Origin of the sequence: Pseudolabrys taiwanensis (genome assembly GCF_003367395.1) — a bacterium.
In the GTDB taxonomy this organism is placed as follows: domain Bacteria; phylum Pseudomonadota; class Alphaproteobacteria; order Rhizobiales; family Xanthobacteraceae; genus Pseudolabrys; species Pseudolabrys taiwanensis.
Genome location: NZ_CP031417.1, coordinates 5,097,783 through 5,119,943, shown reverse-complemented (window position 1 = coordinate 5,119,943; position 22,161 = coordinate 5,097,783). Strand labels below are relative to the sequence as shown.

At 65.6% G+C, this 22,161-nt stretch carries 19 protein-coding genes and 1 pseudogene; 12 read left to right on the top strand and 8 right to left on the bottom strand.

Going from position 1 to position 22,161, the window contains the following annotated elements; all coding sequences use genetic code 11:
- Positions 1–75 precede the first annotated feature (75 nt).
- Positions 76–807, bottom strand: coding sequence for a ribonuclease HII (locus DW352_RS24390; protein WP_245434236.1), 732 nt, complete (start codon positions 805–807; stop codon positions 76–78).
- A 196-nt stretch (positions 808–1,003) separates the two neighbouring features.
- On the opposite strand from DW352_RS24390, the gene DW352_RS24385 reads away from it, so the two are divergent.
- The gene (locus DW352_RS24385; protein WP_115693763.1) at positions 1,004–1,975 is read left to right on the top strand and encodes a tripartite tricarboxylate transporter substrate-binding protein; all 972 of its coding nucleotides are present in this window, start codon (positions 1,004–1,006) and stop codon (positions 1,973–1,975) included.
- A 151-nt stretch (positions 1,976–2,126) separates the two neighbouring features.
- Here DW352_RS24385 and DW352_RS24380 read toward each other — a convergent pair whose 3' ends face one another.
- Together DW352_RS24380 and DW352_RS24375 are read right to left on the bottom strand one after the other, a co-directional pair.
- The gene (locus DW352_RS24380; protein ID WP_115693762.1) at positions 2,127–2,567 is read right to left on the bottom strand and encodes a VOC family protein; all 441 of its coding nucleotides are present in this window, start codon (positions 2,565–2,567) and stop codon (positions 2,127–2,129) included.
- A complete protein-coding gene (locus DW352_RS24375; RefSeq protein WP_115693761.1) occupies positions 2,564–3,754 on the bottom strand; it encodes a PA0069 family radical SAM protein in 1,191 nt (396 codons plus the stop codon). Before DW352_RS24375 ends, DW352_RS24380 begins: the two co-directional genes overlap by 4 nt.
- A gap of 143 nt (positions 3,755–3,897) precedes the next feature.
- On the opposite strand from DW352_RS24375, the gene DW352_RS24370 reads away from it, so the two are divergent.
- The 6 genes from DW352_RS24370 to DW352_RS24350 all read left to right on the top strand — a co-directional run bounded on the left by DW352_RS24370 (position 3,898) and on the right by DW352_RS24350 (position 7,957).
- Positions 3,898–4,473, top strand: coding sequence for a glycosyltransferase family protein (locus DW352_RS24370; protein WP_115693760.1), 576 nt, complete (start codon positions 3,898–3,900; stop codon positions 4,471–4,473).
- 115 nt (positions 4,474–4,588) lie between these two features.
- On the top strand, positions 4,589–4,810 hold the full coding sequence (locus DW352_RS27000) for a hypothetical protein (protein WP_162827176.1): 222 nt from the start codon (positions 4,589–4,591) through the stop codon (positions 4,808–4,810).
- A 7-nt stretch (positions 4,811–4,817) separates the two neighbouring features.
- Positions 4,818–5,750, top strand: coding sequence for a bifunctional helix-turn-helix transcriptional regulator/GNAT family N-acetyltransferase (locus DW352_RS24365; RefSeq protein ID WP_115693759.1), 933 nt, complete (start codon positions 4,818–4,820; stop codon positions 5,748–5,750).
- A gap of 81 nt (positions 5,751–5,831) precedes the next feature.
- Positions 5,832–6,068, top strand: coding sequence for a hypothetical protein (locus DW352_RS24360; protein WP_115693758.1), 237 nt, complete (start codon positions 5,832–5,834; stop codon positions 6,066–6,068).
- 1 nt (position 6,069) lies between these two features.
- Positions 6,070–7,086: an MvdC/MvdD family ATP grasp protein gene (locus DW352_RS24355; RefSeq protein ID WP_115693757.1), complete on the top strand. Its 1,017-nt coding sequence runs from the start codon at positions 6,070–6,072 to the stop codon at positions 7,084–7,086.
- A 76-nt stretch (positions 7,087–7,162) separates the two neighbouring features.
- On the top strand, positions 7,163–7,957 hold the full coding sequence (locus DW352_RS24350; RefSeq protein WP_115693756.1) for an SDR family NAD(P)-dependent oxidoreductase: 795 nt from the start codon (positions 7,163–7,165) through the stop codon (positions 7,955–7,957).
- Positions 7,958–8,067: 110 nt separating this feature from the next.
- Here DW352_RS24350 and moaB read toward each other — a convergent pair whose 3' ends face one another.
- The gene (gene moaB, locus DW352_RS24345; RefSeq protein ID WP_115693755.1) at positions 8,068–8,631 is read right to left on the bottom strand and encodes a molybdenum cofactor biosynthesis protein B; all 564 of its coding nucleotides are present in this window, start codon (positions 8,629–8,631) and stop codon (positions 8,068–8,070) included.
- An 11-nt stretch (positions 8,632–8,642) separates the two neighbouring features.
- Positions 8,643–9,566, bottom strand: a complete 924-nt coding sequence (gene ypfJ / locus DW352_RS24340) for a KPN_02809 family neutral zinc metallopeptidase (protein ID WP_115693754.1) — start codon at positions 9,564–9,566, stop codon at positions 8,643–8,645.
- Positions 9,567–9,819: 253 nt separating this feature from the next.
- Between ypfJ and DW352_RS24335 the strand changes: the two genes are divergently transcribed.
- Positions 9,820–10,959 (top strand): site-specific DNA-methyltransferase, encoded by a 1,140-nt coding sequence (locus DW352_RS24335; protein WP_115693753.1) that lies wholly within the window; start codon positions 9,820–9,822, stop codon positions 10,957–10,959.
- A 122-nt stretch (positions 10,960–11,081) separates the two neighbouring features.
- Here DW352_RS24335 and DW352_RS24330 read toward each other — a convergent pair whose 3' ends face one another.
- Positions 11,082–11,432: a RidA family protein gene (locus DW352_RS24330; protein ID WP_115693752.1), complete on the bottom strand. Its 351-nt coding sequence runs from the start codon at positions 11,430–11,432 to the stop codon at positions 11,082–11,084.
- A gap of 116 nt (positions 11,433–11,548) precedes the next feature.
- Between DW352_RS24330 and DW352_RS24325 the strand changes: the two are divergent.
- Positions 11,549–12,046, top strand: a pseudogene (locus tag DW352_RS24325) (YciE/YciF ferroxidase family protein); the annotation flags it as partial.
- 244 nt (positions 12,047–12,290) lie between these two features.
- Here DW352_RS24325 and mutY read toward each other — a convergent pair.
- A complete protein-coding gene (mutY, locus tag DW352_RS24320) occupies positions 12,291–13,325 on the bottom strand; it encodes an A/G-specific adenine glycosylase (protein WP_245434512.1) in 1,035 nt (344 codons plus the stop codon).
- 324 nt (positions 13,326–13,649) lie between these two features.
- On the opposite strand from mutY, the gene DW352_RS24315 reads away from it, so the two are divergent.
- The 3 genes from DW352_RS24315 (at position 13,650) to smc (ending at position 18,751) form a co-directional block, all read left to right on the top strand.
- A complete protein-coding gene (locus DW352_RS24315; RefSeq protein WP_115693750.1) occupies positions 13,650–14,141 on the top strand; it encodes a DUF721 domain-containing protein in 492 nt (163 codons plus the stop codon).
- Between the two features lie 100 nt (positions 14,142–14,241).
- Complete coding sequence (locus DW352_RS24310) at positions 14,242–14,916, top strand: DsbA family protein (protein ID WP_245434235.1); 675 nt, start codon at positions 14,242–14,244, stop codon at positions 14,914–14,916.
- A gap of 382 nt (positions 14,917–15,298) precedes the next feature.
- Entirely contained in the window at positions 15,299–18,751 is a 3,453-nt protein-coding gene (gene smc, locus DW352_RS24305) for a chromosome segregation protein SMC (RefSeq protein WP_115693749.1), read from the top strand.
- Between the two features lie 200 nt (positions 18,752–18,951).
- Here smc and DW352_RS24300 read toward each other — a convergent pair whose 3' ends face one another.
- Positions 18,952–21,825 carry an autotransporter family protein gene (locus DW352_RS24300; protein WP_115693748.1) on the bottom strand — a complete coding sequence of 958 codons (2,874 nt, stop codon included), beginning with the start codon at positions 21,823–21,825 and terminating at the stop codon, positions 18,952–18,954.
- Between the last annotated feature and the right edge of the window lie 336 nt (positions 21,826–22,161).

Sequence of the window (22,161 nt, the reverse complement as noted above, 5' to 3'; positions counted from 1 at the left end):
GGCTCCTCGCTATCGCTCGGAGCCACCCTCCCCTTACGCGGAGGGACAAGAAAGAAAAGGAATAAAGAACGCGGCCTAAAGAGGCAATAACGTGGACGCGATCGCGTCCGATGGCGCCCCCAAGTCGGCGTTCAAGTCGGCGTTTAAGGCGGCGAGCTTGGCCGCCACCGGCGCGAACGACTTGCGGTGGTGGATGGTCGGCCCGAGCTTCTGCAGCGCGGCAGCGTGCTCGGGCACGCTGTAGCCCATGTGGCGTTCGAAGCCGTAGCCGGGATGCGCCAAGCCCACGCGCGCCATCAGCCGGTCCCGCGTCACCTTGGCGACGATCGAGGCCGCCGCGATCGACATGACCAGCGCATCGCCCGACACCACCGCCTCGCAGTCGCAACCGCAGTCGATCTTCATGTTGCCGTCGACGAAGACCATCTTCGGCCGCACCGGCAGCGCTTTGACGGCACGGGCCAGCGCCCAGAGCGAGGCGCGCAGGATGTTGTCGCGGTCGATGCGATCGGTCGAGCCGAAAGCGACCGCGACCTCGGCGCTGGCGCAGATCTTGGCGTAGAGCTTCTCGCGCGCCTCCGCGTCCAGCTTCTTGGAGTCGTTGAGACCGCGCGGAATACGGGTCGGATCCAGCACGACCGCCGCGGCCACCACCGGGCCGGCGAGCGGTCCCCGCCCCGCCTCGTCGCAGCCGGCGATCGGCCAGACGCCTTGCGTCAGCCAGCGCCGCTCGCGCCGGAACGTCGGGCGCAGCACCGGCTCTTTCAGCGGCAGACCTTGGCTCGCTTTGGCTTTGCGCGGGGGCATCGGCGAGAAGTCGCGCGCAACGCCCGCGAAGTCAATCGCACTGATTTTGCCTTGTGAAATCCGGGGATTGGAAGGGGCGCCGCGCGGAACCGCGCCCCGCGTCGCTGCCATCGATTCCTTGTCCTGACCGCGCGATTGGAATAGTCGATTCCTTGCGCCGTCCGAGCGCCAAGAACGACGCCAGGGGGAACTGCTCATGCTCGTCCGACCGCTTCGCCACACGCTTGCTGCCGTCGCGCTGGCGCTGCTGGCTGCACCGGCGCAGGCCGCCGACGCCTATCCCTCCGGCAAGATCACATTGGTCGTCGCCTTCGCACCGGGCGGCGTGGCCGATACCGTCGGGCGCTTCATCGCGCAGGGGCTGACCGAGCGGCTGAAGCAGAACGTCGTGGTCGAGAACCGCGGCGGCGCCGGCGGCAACATCGCCGCCGCATTGGTCGCGCATGCCGCACCCGACGGCTACACGCTGCTGGTGACGACCACCGCCATCGCCATCAACGAGACCTTGCGCGACACCAAACAATTCTCGGCCAGCGAGCTCAAGACGGTGGCGATCGCCGCCTCGAGCCCCGAATCGCTGGTCACCAATCCGAACAACCCCGCCAACAACGTCGCCGACCTGGTGAAGGCGGCAAAGGACAAGCCGATCACCTTCGGCTCGGCCGGCGTCGGCAGCGGTTCGCACATCGAGGCCGAGTACTTCTTCAAGGTCATCGCCAAGGTGCAGGCGACGCATGTGCCGTTCCAGGGCGGCGCGCCGGCGATGAACGCGACGCTCGGCAATCAGATCGACGTCTGGGCGACGACGCTCGGCGGCGGCGCAGCCGCGCAGGTCGCCGCCGGCAAACTCAAAGGCATCGGCATCGCCGACGAGCAGCGTGCCGCCGTCGTGCCGAACGTGCCGACCTTCAAGGAAGCCGGCTTTCCGGGCCACACAGCCTCGTCCTGGATCGGCGTGTTCGCACCGGCCAAGACCGATCCGAAGATCGTCGCCGCGCTGAACACGGCGATCAACGACACCATCAAATCGTCCGCCGTGCAGGAAAAGCTGACGAGCATCGGCTTCGATCCGATGACCGGCACGCCGGATCAGGCCGAAGCGCTGTTCAAGGCCGAGGTCGAGAAGTGGGGCCGGATGGTCAAGGCGCTCGATCTGAAGATCAATTAGCGCGGCTACGCGTCGTCGTATGCTCCGCTCATTCCCGCGAAAGCGGGAATCCAGCACGCCCTGACAAATTTGCATTTGCGCGCTGGGTCCCCAGCGCAAGTCGGCTGTCGCCGATTTGCGCACGGGAGTGGCGGGGGGACGAGCAGATCATTCAATCCGGCAACGTGAGCCGCCCGTCTTCCGTCAGCGGGAAGCCGGGGTTATGCGCCACTTCCCAAAGATGGCCGTCGGGATCCTTGAAGTAGCCGGCATAGCCGCCCCAGGACGTCTTCTCCGGCGGCTTTGGGATGGTCGCGCCGGCCGACCACGCCCGCGCAATGGCAGCATCGACTTGCGTTTCCGTCGCGCAATTCCAGGCCAGCGCGACGCCGCGGAAATCGACCGGCACGTGGCTCGCCGTGTGCCGCGAATCTTTCGCCAGTTCCGCGACCGACCAGACCGCGAAGGCGCAGGCGCCGGCCTGGAAGAAGCCAACACCCTCGGCGTCGCGCGCGCGGCGCGCAAAGCCGAGCGCCTCGTAAAAGGCGATGCTGCGGCCGAGATTGGCGACGCCCAACGTCACCAACGACAAAACGGCGTTCGGTTCGTTCATGACTCGAACAGGTTCAGTTGCTCGCTGCCGGCCTTCGGCGCGCGGAACGCCTGCGTCGACAAGGCCGTCCGCGTCTTGTTGATGCCGAGCTTCTCGCAGGCCAGCTCGAACCGGCGGCCGATCATCCATGCATAAGGGCCGCTGCCCTTCATGCGCTTACCCCAGGTCGAATCGTAATCCTTGCCGCCGCGCATGTCGCGGATGAGCTTCATCACATGCCGATAGCGATCGGGATAATTCGCCATCAGCCACTCGCGAAACAGATCGCGCACCTCGAGCGGCAACCGCAGCAGCACGTAGCCCGCTTCCTTGACGCCGGCGGTCACCGCCGCCTCCAGGATACGCTCGATCTCCATGTCGTTCAGCGCGGGAACGATGGGCGCCACCATCACCGTCGTCGGCACGCCGGCCTGCGACAACCGACGCAAGGCCTCGAGCCGCCGCATCGGCGTCGCCGCGCGCGGCTCCATCTTGCGCGCCAACTCCGCATCGAGCGTCGTCACCGACAAGGCGACCTTGGCCAGCTTGCGCTCCGCCATGCGCGCGAGAATGTCGAGATCGCGCAACACCAGCGCCGACTTGGTGACGATACCGACCGGATGACCGGCGCGGTCGAGCACCTCGAGAATGCGCCGCATCACCTGGTAGCGGCGGTCGATCGGCTGATACGGATCGGTGTTGGTGCCGATGGCGATGACCTTCGGCTGATAGTTCGGCGACGACAGCTCGCGCTCCAACAGCTCGGCGGCCTCCGGCTTCACGAACAGCTTGGATTCGAAATCCAGCCCGGGCGACAGACCGAGATAAGCATGCGTCGGCCGTGCGAAGCAGTAGACGCAGCCGTGCTCGCAGCCGCGATAGGGATTGATCGAGCGGTCGAAACCGATGTCGGGGGAATCGTTGCGCGTGATGATCTTGCGCGAGGCATCGACCTGCACCGTGGTCTTGAACGGCGGCAGGTCTTCGAGCGACTGCCAGCCGTCGTCGAAGGCGACGCGGGCGAGCGGCTCGTAACGGCCGACGGCATTGCTCTGCGCCCCACGACCGCGCCGGCGCTCATGCTCGACCACAACGCCGAGCAATTCGCTGACATCGTCATACGGATTTGTCGGTCCATGCGCGCCCGCCGATGCGGAGGGCAGCTCCTTCACCGACGGGCGCTTCTGGGCTGCGTTTGGTCGAGCCATGGCCAGAACCTAGTGGCTGAATGTGAACATAACAAGAACATTTTTCGACGGTTCCGTTTTAATCAAAAGCCGACTTGATTTCGTGGCGAGGTCGACAACCGCCACATGATGTGGTGCAACCTGGACGTCACAGTCGCGGTTCCATGCTCAGCGCCATCATCGCCACACACGAATCGGAACGGCCTTTGGTCCCGACGCTCGCCGCGTTGGTGCCGGGCGCCACGGCCGGCCTGTTGACCGAGGTCGTGATCGCCGATGCCGCCTCCGCCGACGAGACGGCCGAGGTCGCGGACATCGCCGGCTGCCGGTTCATGAGCTCGCGCGAACCGGTCGGCGGACGCCTGCGCGCCGCGGCCGCGAGCACGCGCACGCCTTGGCTTTTGTTTCTGCGGCCCGGCACCGTCCCGGAGCCCGGCTGGGTCGCCGCCGCGGAAAACTTCATGGCCGCCACCAGCGCAAGCGAAGCCCCGCGCGCGGCCATATTCAGACCCTCGAGCGCGGCCGACGCCCTACGGCCGGCCTGGGCGGAATTGCTGACGCTTCTGCGCGCCACGCTGGTCGGCGGCGCGCGCCCCGAACAGGGCCTGCTCATCCCCCGCCGCCTTTACGACAGCGTCGGCGGGCATCCCGCAGGCAACGATGCTGAAGCGGCCCTGCTCCGCAAGCTCGGCCGGCGGCGTCTCGCCATGTTGCCCGTCGGCGCCCGGCCGCCGCGCTGACCTCCGCATAGATCGCCGAGCCGCGCGCTGCCCGCCGCTTACAAGCCGCCCGACAGTTACTTGACAAAGTCAATTATAAGGTTGACTTTGTCATCCAACTGGAAGGAACGCCGCCATGGCCGGCGCAACGGTTATCGACGGAGGCTTGCGGGCGACGGCTTTAGCCGAAACGCGGCCGGTGGCTAGCGCGACATCCGCGTCGTCCGCTTCGCACGCACCCCACGATTACGCGGCCTATCGAAAGCAAGCGCACCGCCTGCGGCAGGAAGCAATCGAAGCGGCCGCGCGCAGCCTTTTTCGCGCTTGTCGCGGCAAGCCGACACCACAAAAGGAATAACGAACGTATGTCCGAGCCCGGGCCGGATCGCATCGCCGCCATTCGGCGATTTAATCGCTTTTACACGCGCCAGATCGGCGTCCTGCGCAAAGGCTATCTCGACAGCCCCTACTCGCTTGGCGAGATGCGGGTGCTGTACGAAATCTTCCGCGGCGATGGTCCCACCGCCAGCGACATCGCGCGCGCGCTCGATCTCGACGCCGGCTATATCAGCCGTGTGCTGCGACATTTCGAGAAGCAAGGCCTTATCAGCCGCGAGACCTCGGCCAAGGACGCGCGGCAGAGCCATCTCACATTGACGGCGCGCGGCCGCAAGACCTTCGCGCCTCTCGAGAAGAAATCGCAAGTCCAGGTCGCCGGCATGTTGGCGCATCTCAATGAGGCCGAACAGGCGCGGGTGGTCGCCGCGATGAGTGAGATCGAACGCCTCCTCGGTCATGCCGGCCAGGCCGACAATGAACTCGCCTACACGCTGCGCAATCCCAAACCCGGCGACTTCGGCTGGGTCGTTACCCGCCACGCCGAGCTCTATCTTGAGGAATACGGCTGGGGCGAACCTTTCGAAGGGCTGTGCGCGCAGATCGTCGCCGACTTCGCCAACAAGAACGATCCGGCGCGCGAGCGCTGTTGGATCGCCGAGCGCCACGGCGAGCCGGTCGGGTCCATCTTCCTGGTGCGGGACTCCGACGAGGTCGCGCGTATCCGCCTGTTGTTGGTCGATCCGAAAGGACGCGGGCTCGGTATCGGCAAACGCCTGGTCGACGAATGCGTCGGCTTCGCCCGCGCCGCCGGCTACAAGCAGGTCACCCTATGGACGCACAGCGTGTTGACCGCGGCGCGCCACATCTACGAGCGGGCGGGCTTCACCCTCACCTCCAGCGAGCCGCGGCACACCTGGGGCCAGGACGTCGTCGCGGAATACTGGGATTTGCGGCTTTAGCCGCCTCGTAACCCCTGGTTGTAATGTAGAATTACTGCTATCATTCCCGATGTGCAGATAGCCAAGCCGGGAGGGGTAGCCATGAAAAGAGCCAAACGCGGCGCGAAGAAAACGTCACGGACCAAGCGGGCTGGCGGGCGCGGCAAATTCAGGTCGCTGCTCGCGAATATGGCCGTCACGGTCCATGTGCCGTCCAACGTCTCCGACAAGGAAGTGCTGTCGAAGCTGAAGCAGATACGTGCCGGTTGGACCGCCGCAACATACTGCACCGGCCCGAACGGCACGGTGCTCGATACCCCGGCCGGCCTCGACTTCTGAAATGCACGTCGACCTTGTCGTCGTCGGCTCGCCGACCGACAAGCACGTCGACGCGGTGCTGCGGCCGCTGAAGTCGGCCGGAGTCACCGCGCACTGTCTCGACCAGATCGCGCTCTGGCGCCGGACGATCACCTTTGATCCCGGCGCCGGCCGCCTCAAAGTGGGCCGGCAAACGATCACGTCCTGCTCGCTGATCTGGAATCGCCGCGCCTATCCGACGGCCATCCGTTACATGAGCCGCGGTGAACAGGCCTTCGCGCGTTCGGAATTTTCGCATGCGCTGTTCGGCGCCTTGTGGGCGCTGTGCGGCACGTGGCTCGATGCGCCCGATGCGGTAGCACGTGCGTCATACAAGGCCGCGCAACTGCATTGGGCGACGCGCGACCCTCGCCTGCGCGTGCCGCCGGCCCTGATCACCTCCAACAGCACGAGCGCCAAGACGTTCACGCATGGCAAAGGCGCGCGCCATGTCATCAAGGCGCTGTACCGGGCCATCATCGAAACCCCCAGCACGGCCCATTTCATGTATACGTCCTTGGTCGATGCCGACATCCGCAGGCGATGGACCCGCATCAAGCACTCGCCCTGCATCATTCAGGAATACGTGGCGCGTCAGTATGACGTGCGTCTCAACGTCATCGGCGATCGCGTCTTCGCGACCAAGCTGGACGCGAGCCATATTGCGGCGACCGCTGCCGATGTTCGCCGCGTCAACGACTACAAGGATATCCGATACACGGCGTTGGAGGCGCCCGCGCCCATCGCCCGTGCATGCCGCGATATGTGCGCGCATTTCGGCTTGCGCTTCGGCGCGTTTGATTTCGCCGTCGACGGCGACGGCGTTTGGCACTTCCCCGAACTCAATCCCAACGGCCAATGGTACTGGCTCGAGGAGATGACCGGGCAGCCGCTCGCGGCGGCCTTTGCAGCGGAGATCTTGCGCCAAATCGACGGCGGATCGGTCGCAAGAAAGCGCTCGGCGCCCGTGGACAATAAGGAAGCCCGCAACTTTCCCTGACCGGCCCCTTGGAGCGGCGTGGCCGCGGCCCTATGTCCTGTCCGTCGGACCCTCCCCTCCCTTACGAGCACCCCCCATGAAAATCGATCTGACCAACAAACGCGCCGTCGTCACCGGGTCGACGCTCGGCATCGGCTTTGCCATCGCCAAAGGCCTCGCCGAAGCCGGCGCGGATGTGGTCCTCAACGGACGCTCTGAAGCCTCGGTGAAGAAGGCGAAGGACGCGCTGCTCGCCGCGCTGCCGAAGGCCAAGGTCGACACGGTCGTCGCCGATCTCGCCACCGCCGAAGGCGCCGACGCGCTCGTGCGCGCCGTGCCAGAGACCGACATCCTCATCAACAATGTCGGCATCTTCGAGCCGAAGCCGTTCGAGGAAATCCCCGACGCCGACTGGCAGCGCTTCTTCGACACCAACGTCATGAGCGGTGTGCGGCTGTCGCGCGCTTATGTGCCGGGCATGCGCAAGAAGAGCTGGGGCCGCATTATCTTCATCTCGTCCGAGTCCGGCCTGCAGATCCCCGTGGAGATGATCCACTACGGCATGACCAAGACGGCGCAGCTCGCCATTTCGCGCGGCCTCGCCGAGTCGCTCGCCGGCACCGGCGTCACTGTGAACGCGGTACTGCCGGGTCCGACGCGCTCGGACGGCGTTTCGGACTTCTTCGGCAAGATGGCCAAGGAGCAAGGCGTGGCGCAGGAGCAGATGGAAAAGGAATTCATCGCACAACACCGGCCGTCGTCGATCATCAAGCGCCTCGCGACGGTCGAGGAAGTCGCCAACATGGTGGTCTATGCCTGCTCGCAGCAGGCCTCGGCCACCACCGGCGCCGCCTTGCGCGTCGACGGCGGCGTCGTGCGCTCGATCGCGTGAGCCACATCCGGCCATCCTTGGAGACGCATCGCTACGCGATGCTCCTCAGGATGAGGCGGAGAGAGGCTGCGGCGTATGGGTCCCCGCCTGCGCGGGGACGACAACGACTGCTACGCCGTCGCGCCTTGCGCCTTCGCGCGGCGCAGATGCTCGTCGAGCCGCGGCAGGATCTCGACGAAGTTGCACGGCCGGTAGCGATAATCGAGCTGATGCACCAGGATCTCGTCCCAGGCATCCTTGCAGGCGCCGGGAGAACCGGGCACGCAGAAGATATAGGTCGCGTTGGCAACGCCCGCCGTCGCGCGGGTCTGGATCGCCGAGGTGCCGATCTTCTGATAGCTCACCATCAGAAACAGCATCGAGAAGCCTTCCATCCGCTTCTCGAACAGAGGTTCGACCGCTTCCGGCGTGACATCGCGGCCGGTGAAGCCGGTGCCGCCCGTGGTGATCACCACATCGACATTCTTGTCGGCGATCCAGGCCTTCACCTGCGCACGGATGGCCTCGACGTCATCCTTGACGATCTTGCGGTCGGCGAGCACGTGCCCGGCTTTCTCAAGACGCTCGACCAAGGTCGAACCGGACTTGTCGTCGGCGAAGGCGCGCGTGTCGGACACCGTCAGCACCGCGATCTTCACCGGCACGAAGTTCTTGCTCTCGTCGATACCGGGCATGGTGCCGTCCCTTACAGTGACGCCGCTGCGAACGTGTTGCAGGCGGACACCTTGCCCTCTTTCAGGCCGGTCGAGAACCAGCGCTGACGCTGGGCCGAGGAGCCGTGGGTGAAGGCATCCGGCACGACGTAACCCTGCGCCTGCTTCTGCAAGCGGTCGTCGCCGATCGCCGAGGCCGTCTGCAGCGCCGCTTCCACGTCGCCCGGCTCGATCGACTTCCAGCGCTGATTCGAGTGATAGGCCCAAACGCCGCCGAGGCAGTCGGCTTGCAATTCGATCTTCACCTGGATGCGGTTGGCTTCCGCCTTACTGCCGGCCGCCTGTTGCGCCTGCCGTGCCTTGGGCAGAATGCCGAGCAGGTTCTGCACGTGATGGCCGACCTCGTGCGCGATCACATAGGCTTCAGCGAACTCGCAGGCTTTGCCGCTGCACCCTCTGAAGCGCACCTGCATGTCGCGGAAGAACGAGGTGTCGAGGTAGATGCGCCGGTCGGTCGGGCAATAGAACGGCCCCATCGCCGCCTGCGCAAAACCGCAACCGCCTTGCACCGATCCCGAGTAAAGCCGCAGCCGCGGCGCGCGGTATGTCTGCCCATTGTCCTGGAAGATCTTGGTCCAGACGTCTTCGGTGTTGCCAAGAACCGCGGCGACGAACTGCCCCATCTGATCGCTCGGCGTGCCGCCGCGCTGCGTATTGGACGGCACCTGCTGCTCGTAGCGCGCATTGTTGCCGCCGCTGAGTACCTCGGCACCGCCAATCAGCAGGCTCGGATCGATGCCGAGCGCCCAGCCGATGATACCGAGCACGACGATCGTGCCGATTCCCAAGCCACCGCCACCAATCGGCAGACCGAACCCGCCGCCGCCGCCATAACCACCACCGCCGCCGCGGTCGTCCTCGACATTGTCGCTTCGGCGAAAATCGTCCCAGCGCATCGCATTCTTCTCCGTTCGCAGCGCAAACCTATCGGGAAACTCTAAGGCGCGCCAAAGGCAGCTTTAAAATGCAATCTAAGTGACATTGAGAAAGTTCCCACCGCACCCCGTAACCTCTCGTTAAATAGGCAGAATTTGCCCAGTTCGAGTGACAAACCATAAACCGTTTTTTCACTTTGGAGGGCCATAGTCCTGCGTGTCGGTTGTAGGTCCCGCGTCGCCGACCGCGTCGCCTGAGTCAGAGTTTTGAGTCATGGTAGTGTCGCGTCGCGGGGCGCCCTCTCGGGCGCCCCGTGTTGTTTCTGAGCCTCTCCCGCAGCACCGTATCGTGCTTGGCGACTGCGTCGCCGAGATGAACAAGCTGCCCGCGGCTTCCGTCGATCTGGTGTTCGCGGACCCGCCTTACAATCTCCAGCTTGCCAGCGACCTCAAGCGTCCGGACGACTCGCATGTCGATGCCGTCACCGACGATTGGGACAAGTTCGCAAGCTTCGAGGCCTACGACACCTTCACAAAAGATTGGCTGCGCGCCTGCAAGCGCGTGTTGAAGCCGTCCGGCACCATCTGGGTGATCGGCAGCTATCACAACATCTTCCGCGTCGGCGCGATCATGCAGGATCTCGGCTTCTGGATCCTCAACGACGTGATCTGGCGCAAGACCAATCCGATGCCGAACTTCCGCGGCCGTCGCTTCACCAACGCGCACGAGACGCTGATCTGGGCGTCGCCCGACACCAAGGGCAAGGGCTACACGTTCAATTACGAAGTGCTCAAAGCCGGCAACGACGATGTGCAGGTGCGCTCCGACTGGACTATCCCGCTCTGCACCGGCGAAGAACGCCTCAAGGGCGCCGACGGCAAGAAGCTGCATCCGACGCAGAAGCCCGAGTCGCTGCTCGCGCGCGTCATCCTGTCGTCGTCGCGCGTCGACGATCTGGTGATCGACCCGTTCTCCGGCACCGGAACCACCGGCGCCGTCGCCAAGCATCTCGGCCGCCGCTTCATCGGCTTCGAGCGCGAAGCGAAATACGCCAAGGCGGCGCAGAAGCGCATCGACGAGATGCAGCCTTTGGAAGCGCCGTCGATCGCGCCGTTCATGACGGCGCGCGAAGCGCCGCGCGTGCCGTTCTCGGCGCTGATCGAGCGCGGTCTCGTCACGCCGGGCGCGCGTCTCACCGACGCCAAGAAGCGGCACAAGGCCATCGTCCGCGCCGACGGCGCCATCAGCATCGGTAGCAACGTCGGCTCCATCCACCGCATGGGCGCGCTCGCCCAGGGCCTGGAAGCCTGCAACGGCTGGACCTTCTGGCACATCGAGACGCCGAAGGGCCTGACGCCGATCGACTCCTTCCGCGCCAAGGTGCGCGAGGAGATGAGCGAAGCGGCGGAGTAGCGTGTCGTCGTCCCCGCGCCGGCGGGGACCCATATGCTGCGCCCGGTCGAAATGCCGCGGCGAATGCGTCCCGGGCCTCGCTCGCAAAAGCTCGCTCGCCCGGGACAACAGTCAGACGCCCCTCAGCGCGCCGCCACCACCATGATCTCGACCTTGTAGTCGGGCGTCGCGAGCTTGGCCTCGACCGTGGCGCGGGCCGGGGTGTTGCCGGCCGAGACCCAGGCGTCCCACACCGCGTTCATCTCGGCGAAGTTGGCCATGTCGGTGATCCAGATATTGGCCGTCAGGAGCTTCGACTTGTCGGTGCCGGCCTTGGCGAGCAGTCCGTCGATCTGGGCCAGGATGTCCTTGGTCTGGTCGGTGACGCTCTTGCCCTTCGGCTCGTTGGCGACGATGCCCGCCAGATAGACGGTGTTGCCGTGCGCCACCGCCTTGCTCATGCGCGCGCCGACTTCGTGACGTTCAATGCTCATGCTCTTCCCTCGTGTCGAAAGTTAAATCCGGGGCCTTGCTAGCGATCTTTGCCCCGTTTGGGAACCCGGACGGGGAACAAAGCTTTAGTGCTGCGAACACACGCGGGAGGCGACCCATGGGCTGGTTTTCATCCGACATCCACAACGTCGACGATCTGTTCGTGCATTCGCTGCAGGACATCTACTACGCCGAACATCAAATCCAGAAATCGCTGCCGGATATGGTGGCCAAGGCGTCCGACGCCGAATTGAAGAAGGGCCTGCGCGCGCATCTGACGCAGACCAAGGCTCAGATCAAACGGCTCGACCAGGCATTCAAGAAGCTGAAGATGAAGCCCGAAGGCACCAAATGCCCCGCCATCGACGGCATCATCCAGGAAGCGAACGAGATCGCCGGCGAAATCGACGACAAGATGGTGCTCAACGCGGCGCTGATCGCCGCGGCGCAGGCGGTCGAACATTATGAGATCACGCGCTACGGCACGCTGGTCGCCTGGGCCCGGCTGCTCGGCCACACCGACGTCGCCAAACTGCTGGCGATGAACCTCAAGGAAGAGAAAGCGACGGACAAGAAGCTGAACGGCATCGCCAAGCGCAAGATCAACAAGAAGGCGTTGGCGCGCCGCAAGCCGAGCCAGCGCGAACTCGAAAAGACCGAAAACGCGATGCTGGTCGCCGCGGCCGGGATACCGGCGTTCGGGTAAACGACGCGTACTACACCGCGTAAATGAGCCGTCACCCTGAGGTGCTCGACGCGAAGCGTCGAGCCTCGAAGGGCGACGGCGGGCAGTCCACGGCCGTTCATCCTTCGAGGCTCGCTGCGCTCGCACCTCAGGATGACGGGACAAGGTTCGAGCGTTACTCCAACGCGTGTGCCAGCACCTTGCGCATCACGGTCGGCAGCGCCTCGGCATGCGCCTCAGCAAGCTTCACCCAGCGTGCGCCCTCCGGCGCTTTGGTTGCGCGCGGCACTTCGGCCGCGAACACCGTCAGCTCCAGCGGAAAATGCGTGAACACATGCGTGACCGTGCCGGGCAACCGGCGCCATGCCGCGTCCAAGGGCGCTGCCGCTTCGGCGTCCTTCAATTGAAAATCGTGCGTCCAAGCGCTGCCCGGCACTTCCGTCATCTTGGCGAGCAGGCCTTTGTCCGGCCGCGTCCGCAACAGGATGTGTCCATCGGCGCGCAGCACGACGAAGGCCGCGCCGCGCCTGAGCTTGCCCTCGCGCTTGGGCGCCTTGCGCGGAAACGTCTCCTGATCGCCGCGCTCTCGCGCCAGGCAGACATCGTTCCAGGGACACAGCGAACACGCCGGCTTCTTCGGCGTGCAAATGGTCGCGCCGAGATCCATCATCGCCTGTGCGAAGTCGCCCGAGCGCGACGGCGGCAACAGCGATAGCGCCAGTTCCTTGATGCGCGGCTTCGCCGCCGGCAACGCCTCTTCAATGGCGAAGAGCCGCGTCACCACGCGCTCAACATTGCCGTCGACCGGCACCGCGTCGGCATCGAAGGCGATCGCCGCCACCGCGCTCGCGGTGTAGTCGCCGATGCCGGGCAGATCGCGCAAACCGTCGAGCGTGTCCGGAAAGACGCCGCCATGCCGCTCGACAACCGCGACGGCGCAAGCGTGCAGGTTGCGCGCGCGGGCGTAGTAGCCGAGCCCGGCCCAGGCGCGCAGCACGTCATCGAGCTTCGCCGCAGCCAGCGCGGTCACCGTCGGCCATTGCGCCAGGAACTTGGCGTAATAGGGCCCGACCGTCTTCACGGTCGTCTGCTGCAACATGATCTCCGACAGCCAGACCCGGTACGGCTCCTGCCGCTGTCCTTTCCGGGCCCGCCACGGCAACACCCGCGCGTGGCGGTCGTACCAGGCGAGCAAAGCCTGCGAGTCAATGTTTGGGCTCGCTGCTTGCTCAACCTGTTCCCTCCCCCTCGAAACCCGGGCTTGCCCGGGTTTCGACTTATCGTGCGCAAGTCGGGCAAGCCCGACTTGCGCCGGGGTAGGGTTAGGGAGGGGGGTGGAAACTTGCGCCACCTTCGACGATACCCCCCTCCCGCCCGCCTTCGCTGAAGCTTCGGCGGGCGACCTCCCCCGCAAGGGGGGAGGTGAAGAGAGGTCCTGGCGCGCGCCTTCTTCCTCAATGGCGCTGATGTTCTTTCTGCGACGAGGGCCGGCTGCTACTGTCATGACGCCGACCTTGGCACGAGACACCCCTTCATGAGCACTCCCGCGCGCGGTTTTCCCCGGCCGTTGTCCGACCTCCTCGGCGCCACCTTGACGGATGTCATGAAGGCGCAGGGCTTTGCCTCGGGCGAAATCCTGGCGCGCTGGGCGACCATCGTCGGGCCGGACATCGCGCCCTTCTGCGAGCCGCTCAAGATCAACTGGCCGCGCCTGAGCCCCAAGGCCGAGGCTGGCGATGCGCCGCCGGAGCCAGCCACTTTGGTGCTGCGGGTCGAAGGGCCGATGGCGCTCGAAATCCAGCACATGTCGGGCGCCATCCTGGAGCGGGTCAACCGGTTCTTCGGCTGGCAGGCGGTCGGCCGCCTCGCGTTGCGCCAGGCGCCCTTGCGCCGCCGGGTGCGCCGGGCGCCGCCGAAACCGCCCGATCCGGCCGTGGTCGACCGCATCGCCGAGAGCCTTCCGGTCGAGGATGAGGCTTTGCGCAACGCCTTGGCCCGCCTCGGCGCCGTCATCAAACGAAAGTGAGGCGCGAGCTGGCCGGGAAACTCGGCCTGCCATTGCCACATTTCTGAAGTCCAGCTAGCCAGTGGCGGCGAAAACCCGCCTTTCAGCGAAGGAGCTTCCGTTGCAGATTTCCCGCCGTGAGTTTTGCCAGGCCGGCGCCACTTTGGCGCTTGCGACCGCCCTGCTCGGCAGCACCGCGCTTCCCTTTGCCGGCGAGGCGCTCGCGCAAGCGCAAACGACGATTTCGCCCCTGGAACTAATGAAGCCGGATGCCCTGCCGGAAATGGCGCTCGGCGACGCGAAGGCGTCGGTGACGATCGTCGAATACGCCTCGATGACCTGCCCGCACTGCGCGCATTTCCAGGAAACCACCTTCCCGGACCTGAAGAAGCGCTACATCGATACCGGCAAGGTACGTTACATCTTCCGCGAATTCCCGCTCGACAACCTCGCCGCCGCCGCCTCGATGCTGGCGCGCTGCGCCGCCGATACCGACTCTGGCAAGTATTTCGCGCTGACCGACACGCTGTTCCGTCAGCAGCGTACCTGGGCCGTGGAAAAGCCGCTGCCGCCGCTGCTCGCCATCGCCAAGCAGGCCGGCTTCACCGAGCAGACCTTCAACGCCTGCCTGTCGAACCAGAAGATCCTCGACGGTATCGAAAGCTCGCGTCAGCGCGCCATCAAGGATTTCAAAGTGCAGTCGACGCCGACCTTCTTCATCAACGGCGCGCAATATGCCGGCGCGATGACCATCGACGAGATGGCCAAGATCATCGATCCGCTGCTCAAGAGCTGAACTTAAGCGCATACCGATTCCGGGTCCGCAGCCGCAAGGCCGGACCCGGAATGTTTTAGGCAAGTGCATTTAGCCGCGTGCCAACAGCTTTTTTCGCGTTGGAACCGCCCTATTTTCGCCGCGCCGCCTCGCGAAATGTCTGGAAAACCAGCCACGATTCGTGCGCGGCTGTTGCTCAAGCGGGCCCGGCTGTTCATTCTCCCGGCCAATGCGGCAACTGATCATCACGGTCCGGGCCGGCACGCCGAACGCGGCGGATCGCCCGGCTGTTCTCCGTAACCGCCCGCGGGATGATGGGTTTTTCCCTGGCGCGCATAGCCTCGCGAAAACGTGCGTTTTCGAGCGGACATGCAAAGCGTGATTTAGTACGAGGCCTGACGTTATGAAGCTGACCCGGCTGCGTCTGTTAGGGTTCAAGACCTTCGTCGAACCGACCGATTTCCTCATCGAGCCGGGCCTGACCGGCGTTGTCGGTCCGAACGGTTGCGGCAAGTCGAACCTGGTCGAAGCTTTGCGTTGGGTGATGGGCGAGAACTCGCACAAATCCATGCGCGCCGCGTCGATGGACGACGTCATCTTCAACGGCAACAACTCGCGCCCGGCCCGTAACAACGCCGAAGTCGCGATGACGATCGACAACGGCGATCGTACGGCGCCGGCGGCCTTCAACGACACCGACATGCTGGAGATCGCACGCCGCATCGAGCGCGAATCCGGCTCCAATTACCGCATCAACGGCCGCGACGTGCGCGCCCGCGACGTGCAGATCCTGTTCGCCGACGCTTCGACCGGCGCGCGTTCGCCGGCGCTTGTGCACCAGGGCCGCATCGGCGAGATCATCCAGGCCAAGCCCGAACAGCGCCGCCGCGTGCTGGAAGAAGCCGCCGGCGTCGCCGGTTTGCATGCGCGCCGGCACGAAGCCGAGCTGCGCTTGAAGGCGGCCGAGACCAATTTGCTGCGCGTCGAGGACGTGATCGGCCAGCTGACGACGCAGATGGAAGCGTTGAAGAAGCAGGCGCGCCAGGCCGTGCGCTATCGCACCGTGTCGGCGCAAGTGCGCAAGGCCGAAGCCACGCTGCACCACTTGCGCTGGCTGGCTGCAAGCTTCGAGGTCACCGAAGCCGAACAGGCCAAGGATCTCGGTGTGCGCGAAGTCGCGGCCCGCACCGAAGCCGAAGCGGAAGCCTCCAAGCGCCAGGCGCTGGCATCGGCGTCCCTGCCTGAACTGCGCGAGGCGGAAGCCGCCGCCGGTGCCGCTTTGCATCGCATCAAGCTGGCGCTTGCCGATCTCGACCGCGAAGAGCAGCGCGCCAAGGATCGCATCGCCGAACTCGACAAGCGGCTGTTCCAGTTCGCCTCCGACAAGGAGCGCGAAGAGCGTCTGGTCGCCGACGCCGAAGAAGCCATCGCCCGCATCGCCGCGGAAGACGAGACGATCCGCAAAGAGGCGCATGCCAATGCCGGCCGCCGCTCGGGCGCCGACGCCAAGGTGGCGGAAGCCGACGCCGCGCTGGCCGAGGTGGAGAAGGTGTTCTCCGAACTCACGGCCAAGCTCGCCGATCTGACCGCGCAGCGCCATCAGCTCGAGAACGTGATGCGCGAGCACGCGAACCGCGCGTCGCGCATCGAAAGCGAGATGTTCGAGGTCGAGCGTGAACTGTCGGCGCTGCAGGCGAACGAAGGTCCCGATCTCGCCGAACTGACCGCCATCGTCGAAACAGCGCAGGCTGCTGCTGCTGCTGCTGACGCGGCGGCGCTTGCGGCTGAGGCTGCGCACCAGGAAGCGCGTCACGCGCTGGAGGCCTCGCGCGCGCCGCTCGCCGAAACCGAACGCCGCGTACAGCGGCTCGAGACGGAAGCCAAAACGCTGTCGAAGGTGCTCGCGGTCGACACCAAGAATCTGTGGCCGCCGGTGATGGACAGCGTCGCCGTCGACAAGGGCTACGAGAAGGCGCTCGGCGCCGCGCTCGGCGACGATCTCGACGCGCCGATCGATCCGTCCTCGCCGATGCGCTGGGCGGGCGCCACCATCGACCCCACCGATCCGGCGCTGCCGGAAGGCGTCGAAGCGCTCGCCAAGCACGTCGCAGCGCCCGACGAACTCTCCCGCCGCCTGAGCCAGATCGGCGTCGTTGACCGCGCGGAGGCGCAGCGTTTCGTCGGTCAGTTGAAGCCGGGTCAGCGTCTCGTCTCGATCGAAGGCGATCTGTGGCGTTGGGACGGCTTTGCCGCCGACGCGCATGCGCCGACCGGCGCCGCGCGGCGTCTCGCCGAGCGCGCCCGCCTCGCCGAAATCGAGTCCGAGCTGCAGGTCGCGCGCGCCGAGGCGGAAGCCGCGCGCACGACCACCGAGAATGCCGATCAAGCCCTTCGTGCCGCCGCAGCCGCCGAAACCGAAACGCGCGCCGCCATCCGCGAGCGCCAGCGTGAAGTGTCGACCGCGCGCGACCAGTACGAAGCGGCCGAGCGCGAAGCCAACCGTCACGCCGCGCGCAAGTCGGCGCTGTCCGAAGCGCAACAGCGCCTGACCGCGAGCCGCGACGAGATCGCCGCCGCCAAGGCGGAAGCCGAAGCCGCGCTCGAAGCGCTGCCTCCGGCCGCCGATCTCGAAACCGAACTCTCGCTCGTGCGCGACGACATCACGACCAAGCGCGCGACGCTCGCCGAAATGCGCGCCGAGCAGCAGGCGATCGTGCGCGAGGCCGAGCTTGCCGATCGCCGCCTCAAGGCGCTGGCCGCCGACATGACGGCCTCGATGCAGCGCCAGGAAGGCGCGCGCATGCAGCTCGCGACGCTCGAGCAGCGCGTCGCCGAAGCGCAGACCGCGCGCGCAGAGCTTACCGATGCGCCGGAGGCCTTTGCCGAGAAGCGCGAGGCGCTGATCAGCGAAGTCGAGCTGGCCGAGGCCGACCGCCGCGGCTGCGCCGACCGCTTGCAGGAAGCCGAGAACCAACTCGCCGAAGCCGACCGCGACGCCCGCGCCGCGCTGGAAGCGGCGAGTCAGGCGCGCGAGGGCGCCGCCCGCTCCGAGGAGCGCTTCGAAGCGGCCAAGCGGCGCCTCGCCGACATCGCGCGCGAAATCCACGACACACTCGAGGTCGAGCCGGCGCAAGTCGCCGAGCTTGCCGAGCTCAATCCGGGCGATCCGCTGCCGGACATCGTCGAGACCGACGCGACGCTCGAGCGTCTGCGCCGCGAGCGCGAGCGTCTCGGTGCGGTCAACCTGCGTGCCGACGAAGAGCTGCAGGAAGTCGAGGCGCAGCACACCTCGCTTGCCGCCGAGCGCGACGACCTCGTGCAGGCGATCGGCAAGCTGCGCCAGGGCATCCAGAGCCTTAATCGCGAGGCGCGCGAGCGGCTGCTGGTCTCGTTCGAGCAGGTGAACAAGCATTTCCAGCATCTGTTCACGCAGCTCTTCGGCGGCGGCACCGCCGAACTGCAGCTCATCGAGAGCGACGATCCGCTCGAAGCCGGTCTCGAAATCCTGGCAAAGCCCCCGGGCAAGAAGCCGGCGACCTTGTCGCTGCTCTCGGGCGGCGAGCAGGCGCTGACCGCGATGGCGCTGATCTTCGCGGTGTTCCTGACCAACCCGGCGCCGATCTGCGTGCTGGACGAAGTCGACGCGCCGCTCGACGATCACAACGTCGAACGCTTCTGCGATCTGCTCGACGAGATGACCAAGTCGACCGACACGCGCTTCGTGATCATCACGCACAACCCGATCACCATGGCGCGCATGAACCGGCTGTTCGGCGTGACCATGGCCGAGCGCGGCGTGTCGCAGCTGGTGTCGGTGGACCTCGAAGCCGCCGTCCGCTTCCGCGAAGCGGGTTAATTGCCGGCTCCGTAGGGTGGGTTAGGCGCCAACGGGTCCGCGCAAAGCGCGGCCCGATGACTGGCTCTGCGCCATAACCCACCGTCGATGTTTCATGCAAAAATCAAAAGGCGGGTTACGCGCCTTCGGCGCTAACCCGCCCTACAAACTTGTACGGTGGGCACGGCGCTACGCGCCTTTGCCCACCCTACGATTAATCATCAAAACACATACCGCAGCCGCCCGCTGAGCTGGTGCGCCTGAAAGTCGTGGCCGCCGAACTTGAAGTCGTAGCCCAGCATCATCTGCAGGCGCGTCGCGACGTTCGCTGTCAGCCCGGCGCCGACCACACCGAAGTCCGTGCCCGAGCCCGCCGCCGTCGTCGCGAAGGTGCCGGGCAGCGCCTGATCGACGAAGCTCGCGCGAATGTCGCGTTCCTTGTCGAGGAATTCGTGCTGCCAGCTCGCGCGCAGCTCGGGCGTCACGATGCCGAAGTCCGTCCGCCAATCGTGCCGGAAGCGGGCACCGAGGCTCGACCGGAACGAATCCGCTTTGTCGCCGTCGACCGAGAGCGCCGCGCCGCCGGTTTCGGTGAAGGCGTCGACGCGCACCATGGTGTATTGCGCGCCGAGTTCGGGCGTCACGGTCCAGCCGCCATAGCGCAGATCGACACCGACCGTGCCCTGCGCCGCATACTGATCGCCCTTGGGGCTCGACGTATTGGCCGTGCCGAGCGCAATGCGGTTGTTGTCGTATGAATTGCGGCCGTAGACGAAGGCGCCGTTCACGAACCAATTCTGCCGGTAATAGGTGCCGTAGGCGCCAAGCATCCAGGTGTTGATCTTGCTGGTCGAACCGATCGTATCGAGATCGGCATTGGTGCGCGTGTAGCCGCCGAGCACGCCGACCACGAGGTCGGGCGTGAAGCGATAGTCGACACCGGCGGTGAACCCAGCCGCATTGAACTTGCTTTCCGGCGAATTCGACGTCGCGCTCTGACGCGCGAACAGCGCGTTGCCGTAGAGGAACATGCCCCAGGGCGTGTCGCCTTCGATCATGCGCGGCGCTTTGGTCACGCCGCCCGTCGCCTTCGCCATCGCGGCAAAGGCCGGGTTCTGCGCCATCGAGGCATTAGCGGCATAAGCGTTCGCCACTGCCTCGCCGACCGTGCGCGGCATCTCGCCGTTCACCAACGCGGCGACGGTGTCGACGTTGGCGGCGTCGAACGCCAGGACGCCGTCACGCACGTTGGACAGGCGGTTGCCGGCGATGGTCGTGGTCTGGAAAGCGTTGTTGAAGCCCGCCGTGGTCAAACCCTGGAACGCCGTCGGCGTGAGCTGTGCCAGCGCTGCGCTCACGTTGCTCGCCGAGGCAACCTGGTCGATCAGCGTCTGCGTATTGACGTTGGCCGCACCGGTCATGTTGTCGAAAACCGAGGCGATGCCCTGCGTCGCGCCGCTGGTCGCGTAAGACGAGAACGAGCGAACGATGCTATCGCCGAAGCTCTGGAAGTTGACGTAGAGCGTGCCGCCGATGTTGACCGTCTGGCCGGTCTGCAGCGCGGCGATCTTCTGCGCCGAAAGGCCGACCTTGTAGTACTTCAGCACGTTGCCGGCGCCGCCGCTATTGGCGCCGCCGTCGACCAGACCGACGATCTTGGAGCCCGGCATTACCACCATGGTGTCGTTGCCGCCTTCGAGATTGATGGCGCGGCCGTTGTTGCCGATGATCGTGCCGTAGTTGACGAGCGTATCGGCACCCTCGCCCATCTGGATGGCCGAGCCGTCGCCGCGGATGAAGCGCGCGGAGCCGGCGGCGTAGGTCACGCCGTTGAGCGTGCCATGCGCCGGATCGACGCTACCGTCCTGCAGGGTCACAACACCGTTCGGATCCGGAATGGCACCGTTGCCGATGATGGTGCCGCGGTTGACGATGGTGTCGTTGTCGGCGGCGGTGCCGGTCTTGTTTTCGAGACGGATGGCGAATCCGTTCAGGCCGACGACGGTGCCGTAGTTGGTGATGGTCGTCGCCGCCGAGCCACTACGGGAGTTGTCGGCATTCGAGTCGTTGTTGACGACGATGCCATAGCTGGCGCCGCTGATCATACCGTAGTTGAGGATCGTGCCGCCGCCGATCGAGACGCCTTCACTGTTGTTGGCGCGGCCGCCGGAGTCGTAGCCGCCCGCCCCGGTGCCCTCGATGAGGCCGTAATTGGTGATCGTTGCGGCGAAGTCGACGTCGACACCGTCACCATCGCCCGTGCCGCTCCCGTTATAGGCGCCAGTGATGCGGCCATAGTTGACGACGGTACCGGTGCCATCGGAGCCGACGCCGGAGCCGTTGCGGCCGATGATGGTGGCGCCAGCTTCGTTGGTGACGTTGACGTTGGCGTCGGTCGTGATGCCGTGGCGGAAGCCGGAGATGGTGCCGCCGGTTTTGTTGATCACCGTGCCGGCATGCGCTTGAAAGTCGATGCCGTCGTTTTTGTCTCCGACCACGCCGTCCGAATAGATCAGGCCATAGTTGGTGACGACGCCACCCTCGCCCGGGCGAATCGCGTCGTTGACGGTCGATTTGATGATGCCCGTCGCATAATTGACGATGTTCACCTTGGCGGTGGTGGTGGTGATGGCATCAAAATCGAGGCCCTGTCCGCCGGTCGAAAGGATAGTGCCGAAATTGTAGACGTTCACCGTGCCATTGCCGATGTCGCCATTGATGCGGAAGCCATCATTGCCGATGCCGGTGATGGTCGCGCCGGCACGATTCCAAAGCGTGATATTCCGCGGCACGGTCGAGCCGCCATTGGTATCGATGCCGCGCGTGGTGCCGGTGATGGTGCCGGAGTTGTCGATGGTGACGCCCGGTGCCGGCGAGGGATTGCTGCCGTTGACGGTCCAGGTGATGCCGGTGGCATCGGATATCGTGCCGCCCGCGGCCACCACGCCCGTGTCGGTTCCGACGACCGTCTGTCCTGCGACGGTCTGTCCGTTATTGACGGTGAAAGAGGCGGCCAAGGCCGGCAGAGGCGCCGCGAGCGCAGCCACGGAGACAACAAGCGACAGACGGCTTACGCCGTTCGACCAACACGACATCCCGACCCCAACCCTTTTACGATACGTTTACGTTCGGGTCGGGTGGTAATTTGGCACCATGACAGTTGCGTGAAACCGCCACGAATGTCGGGTGCAGGACGAAAGAAAAGTGCCGCGTGGCTGCTTCGCAACGCCGTGCCGGCAACCAAAGGGCGTGAGCTACGCCGCAACGACCTCGGCGGTCGCGGACCTGATTCCAACGCGTGGCGCGCCGTTCAGCCACGCGGAGGCCGGCTGCCATATGTGATCCTGCCCGCAGGCCGGGCAGCGCATCTTGGCTGCAATGTGAGGTAGCCGACGGAAGTCACCGACTTCCATCTCGATCGCCGTCGAAAC

Excerpts from the sequence above, each read along its gene's own strand:
- DW352_RS24300 (WP_115693748.1), bottom strand. The coding sequence starts at position 21,825 with ATGTCGTGTTGGTCGAACGGCGTAAGCCGTCTGTCGCTTGTTGTCTCC.
- ypfJ (WP_115693754.1), bottom strand. The coding sequence starts at position 9,566 with ATGCGCTGGGACGATTTTCGCCGAAGCGACAATGTCGAGGACGACCGC.
- DW352_RS24360 (WP_115693758.1), top strand. The coding sequence starts at position 5,832 with ATGAAAAGAGCCAAACGCGGCGCGAAGAAAACGTCACGGACCAAGCGG.
- DW352_RS24380 (WP_115693762.1), bottom strand. The coding sequence starts at position 2,567 with ATGAACGAACCGAACGCCGTTTTGTCGTTGGTGACGTTGGGCGTCGCC.
- DW352_RS24375 (WP_115693761.1), bottom strand. The coding sequence starts at position 3,754 with ATGGCTCGACCAAACGCAGCCCAGAAGCGCCCGTCGGTGAAGGAGCTG.
- DW352_RS24365 (WP_115693759.1), top strand. The coding sequence starts at position 4,818 with ATGTCCGAGCCCGGGCCGGATCGCATCGCCGCCATTCGGCGATTTAAT.
- moaB (WP_115693755.1), bottom strand. The coding sequence starts at position 8,631 with ATGCCCGGTATCGACGAGAGCAAGAACTTCGTGCCGGTGAAGATCGCG.
- DW352_RS24330 (WP_115693752.1), bottom strand. The coding sequence starts at position 11,432 with ATGAGCATTGAACGTCACGAAGTCGGCGCGCGCATGAGCAAGGCGGTG.
- DW352_RS24315 (WP_115693750.1), top strand. The coding sequence starts at position 13,650 with ATGAGCACTCCCGCGCGCGGTTTTCCCCGGCCGTTGTCCGACCTCCTC.
- DW352_RS24370 (WP_115693760.1), top strand. The coding sequence starts at position 3,898 with ATGCTCAGCGCCATCATCGCCACACACGAATCGGAACGGCCTTTGGTC.
- DW352_RS24385 (WP_115693763.1), top strand. The coding sequence starts at position 1,004 with ATGCTCGTCCGACCGCTTCGCCACACGCTTGCTGCCGTCGCGCTGGCG.
- smc (WP_115693749.1), top strand. The coding sequence starts at position 15,299 with ATGAAGCTGACCCGGCTGCGTCTGTTAGGGTTCAAGACCTTCGTCGAA.
- DW352_RS27000 (WP_162827176.1), top strand. The coding sequence starts at position 4,589 with ATGGCCGGCGCAACGGTTATCGACGGAGGCTTGCGGGCGACGGCTTTA.
- DW352_RS24335 (WP_115693753.1), top strand. The coding sequence starts at position 9,820 with ATGGTAGTGTCGCGTCGCGGGGCGCCCTCTCGGGCGCCCCGTGTTGTT.
- DW352_RS24390 (WP_245434236.1), bottom strand. The coding sequence starts at position 807 with ATGCCCCCGCGCAAAGCCAAAGCGAGCCAAGGTCTGCCGCTGAAAGAG.
- DW352_RS24350 (WP_115693756.1), top strand. The coding sequence starts at position 7,163 with ATGAAAATCGATCTGACCAACAAACGCGCCGTCGTCACCGGGTCGACG.
- DW352_RS24355 (WP_115693757.1), top strand. The coding sequence starts at position 6,070 with ATGCACGTCGACCTTGTCGTCGTCGGCTCGCCGACCGACAAGCACGTC.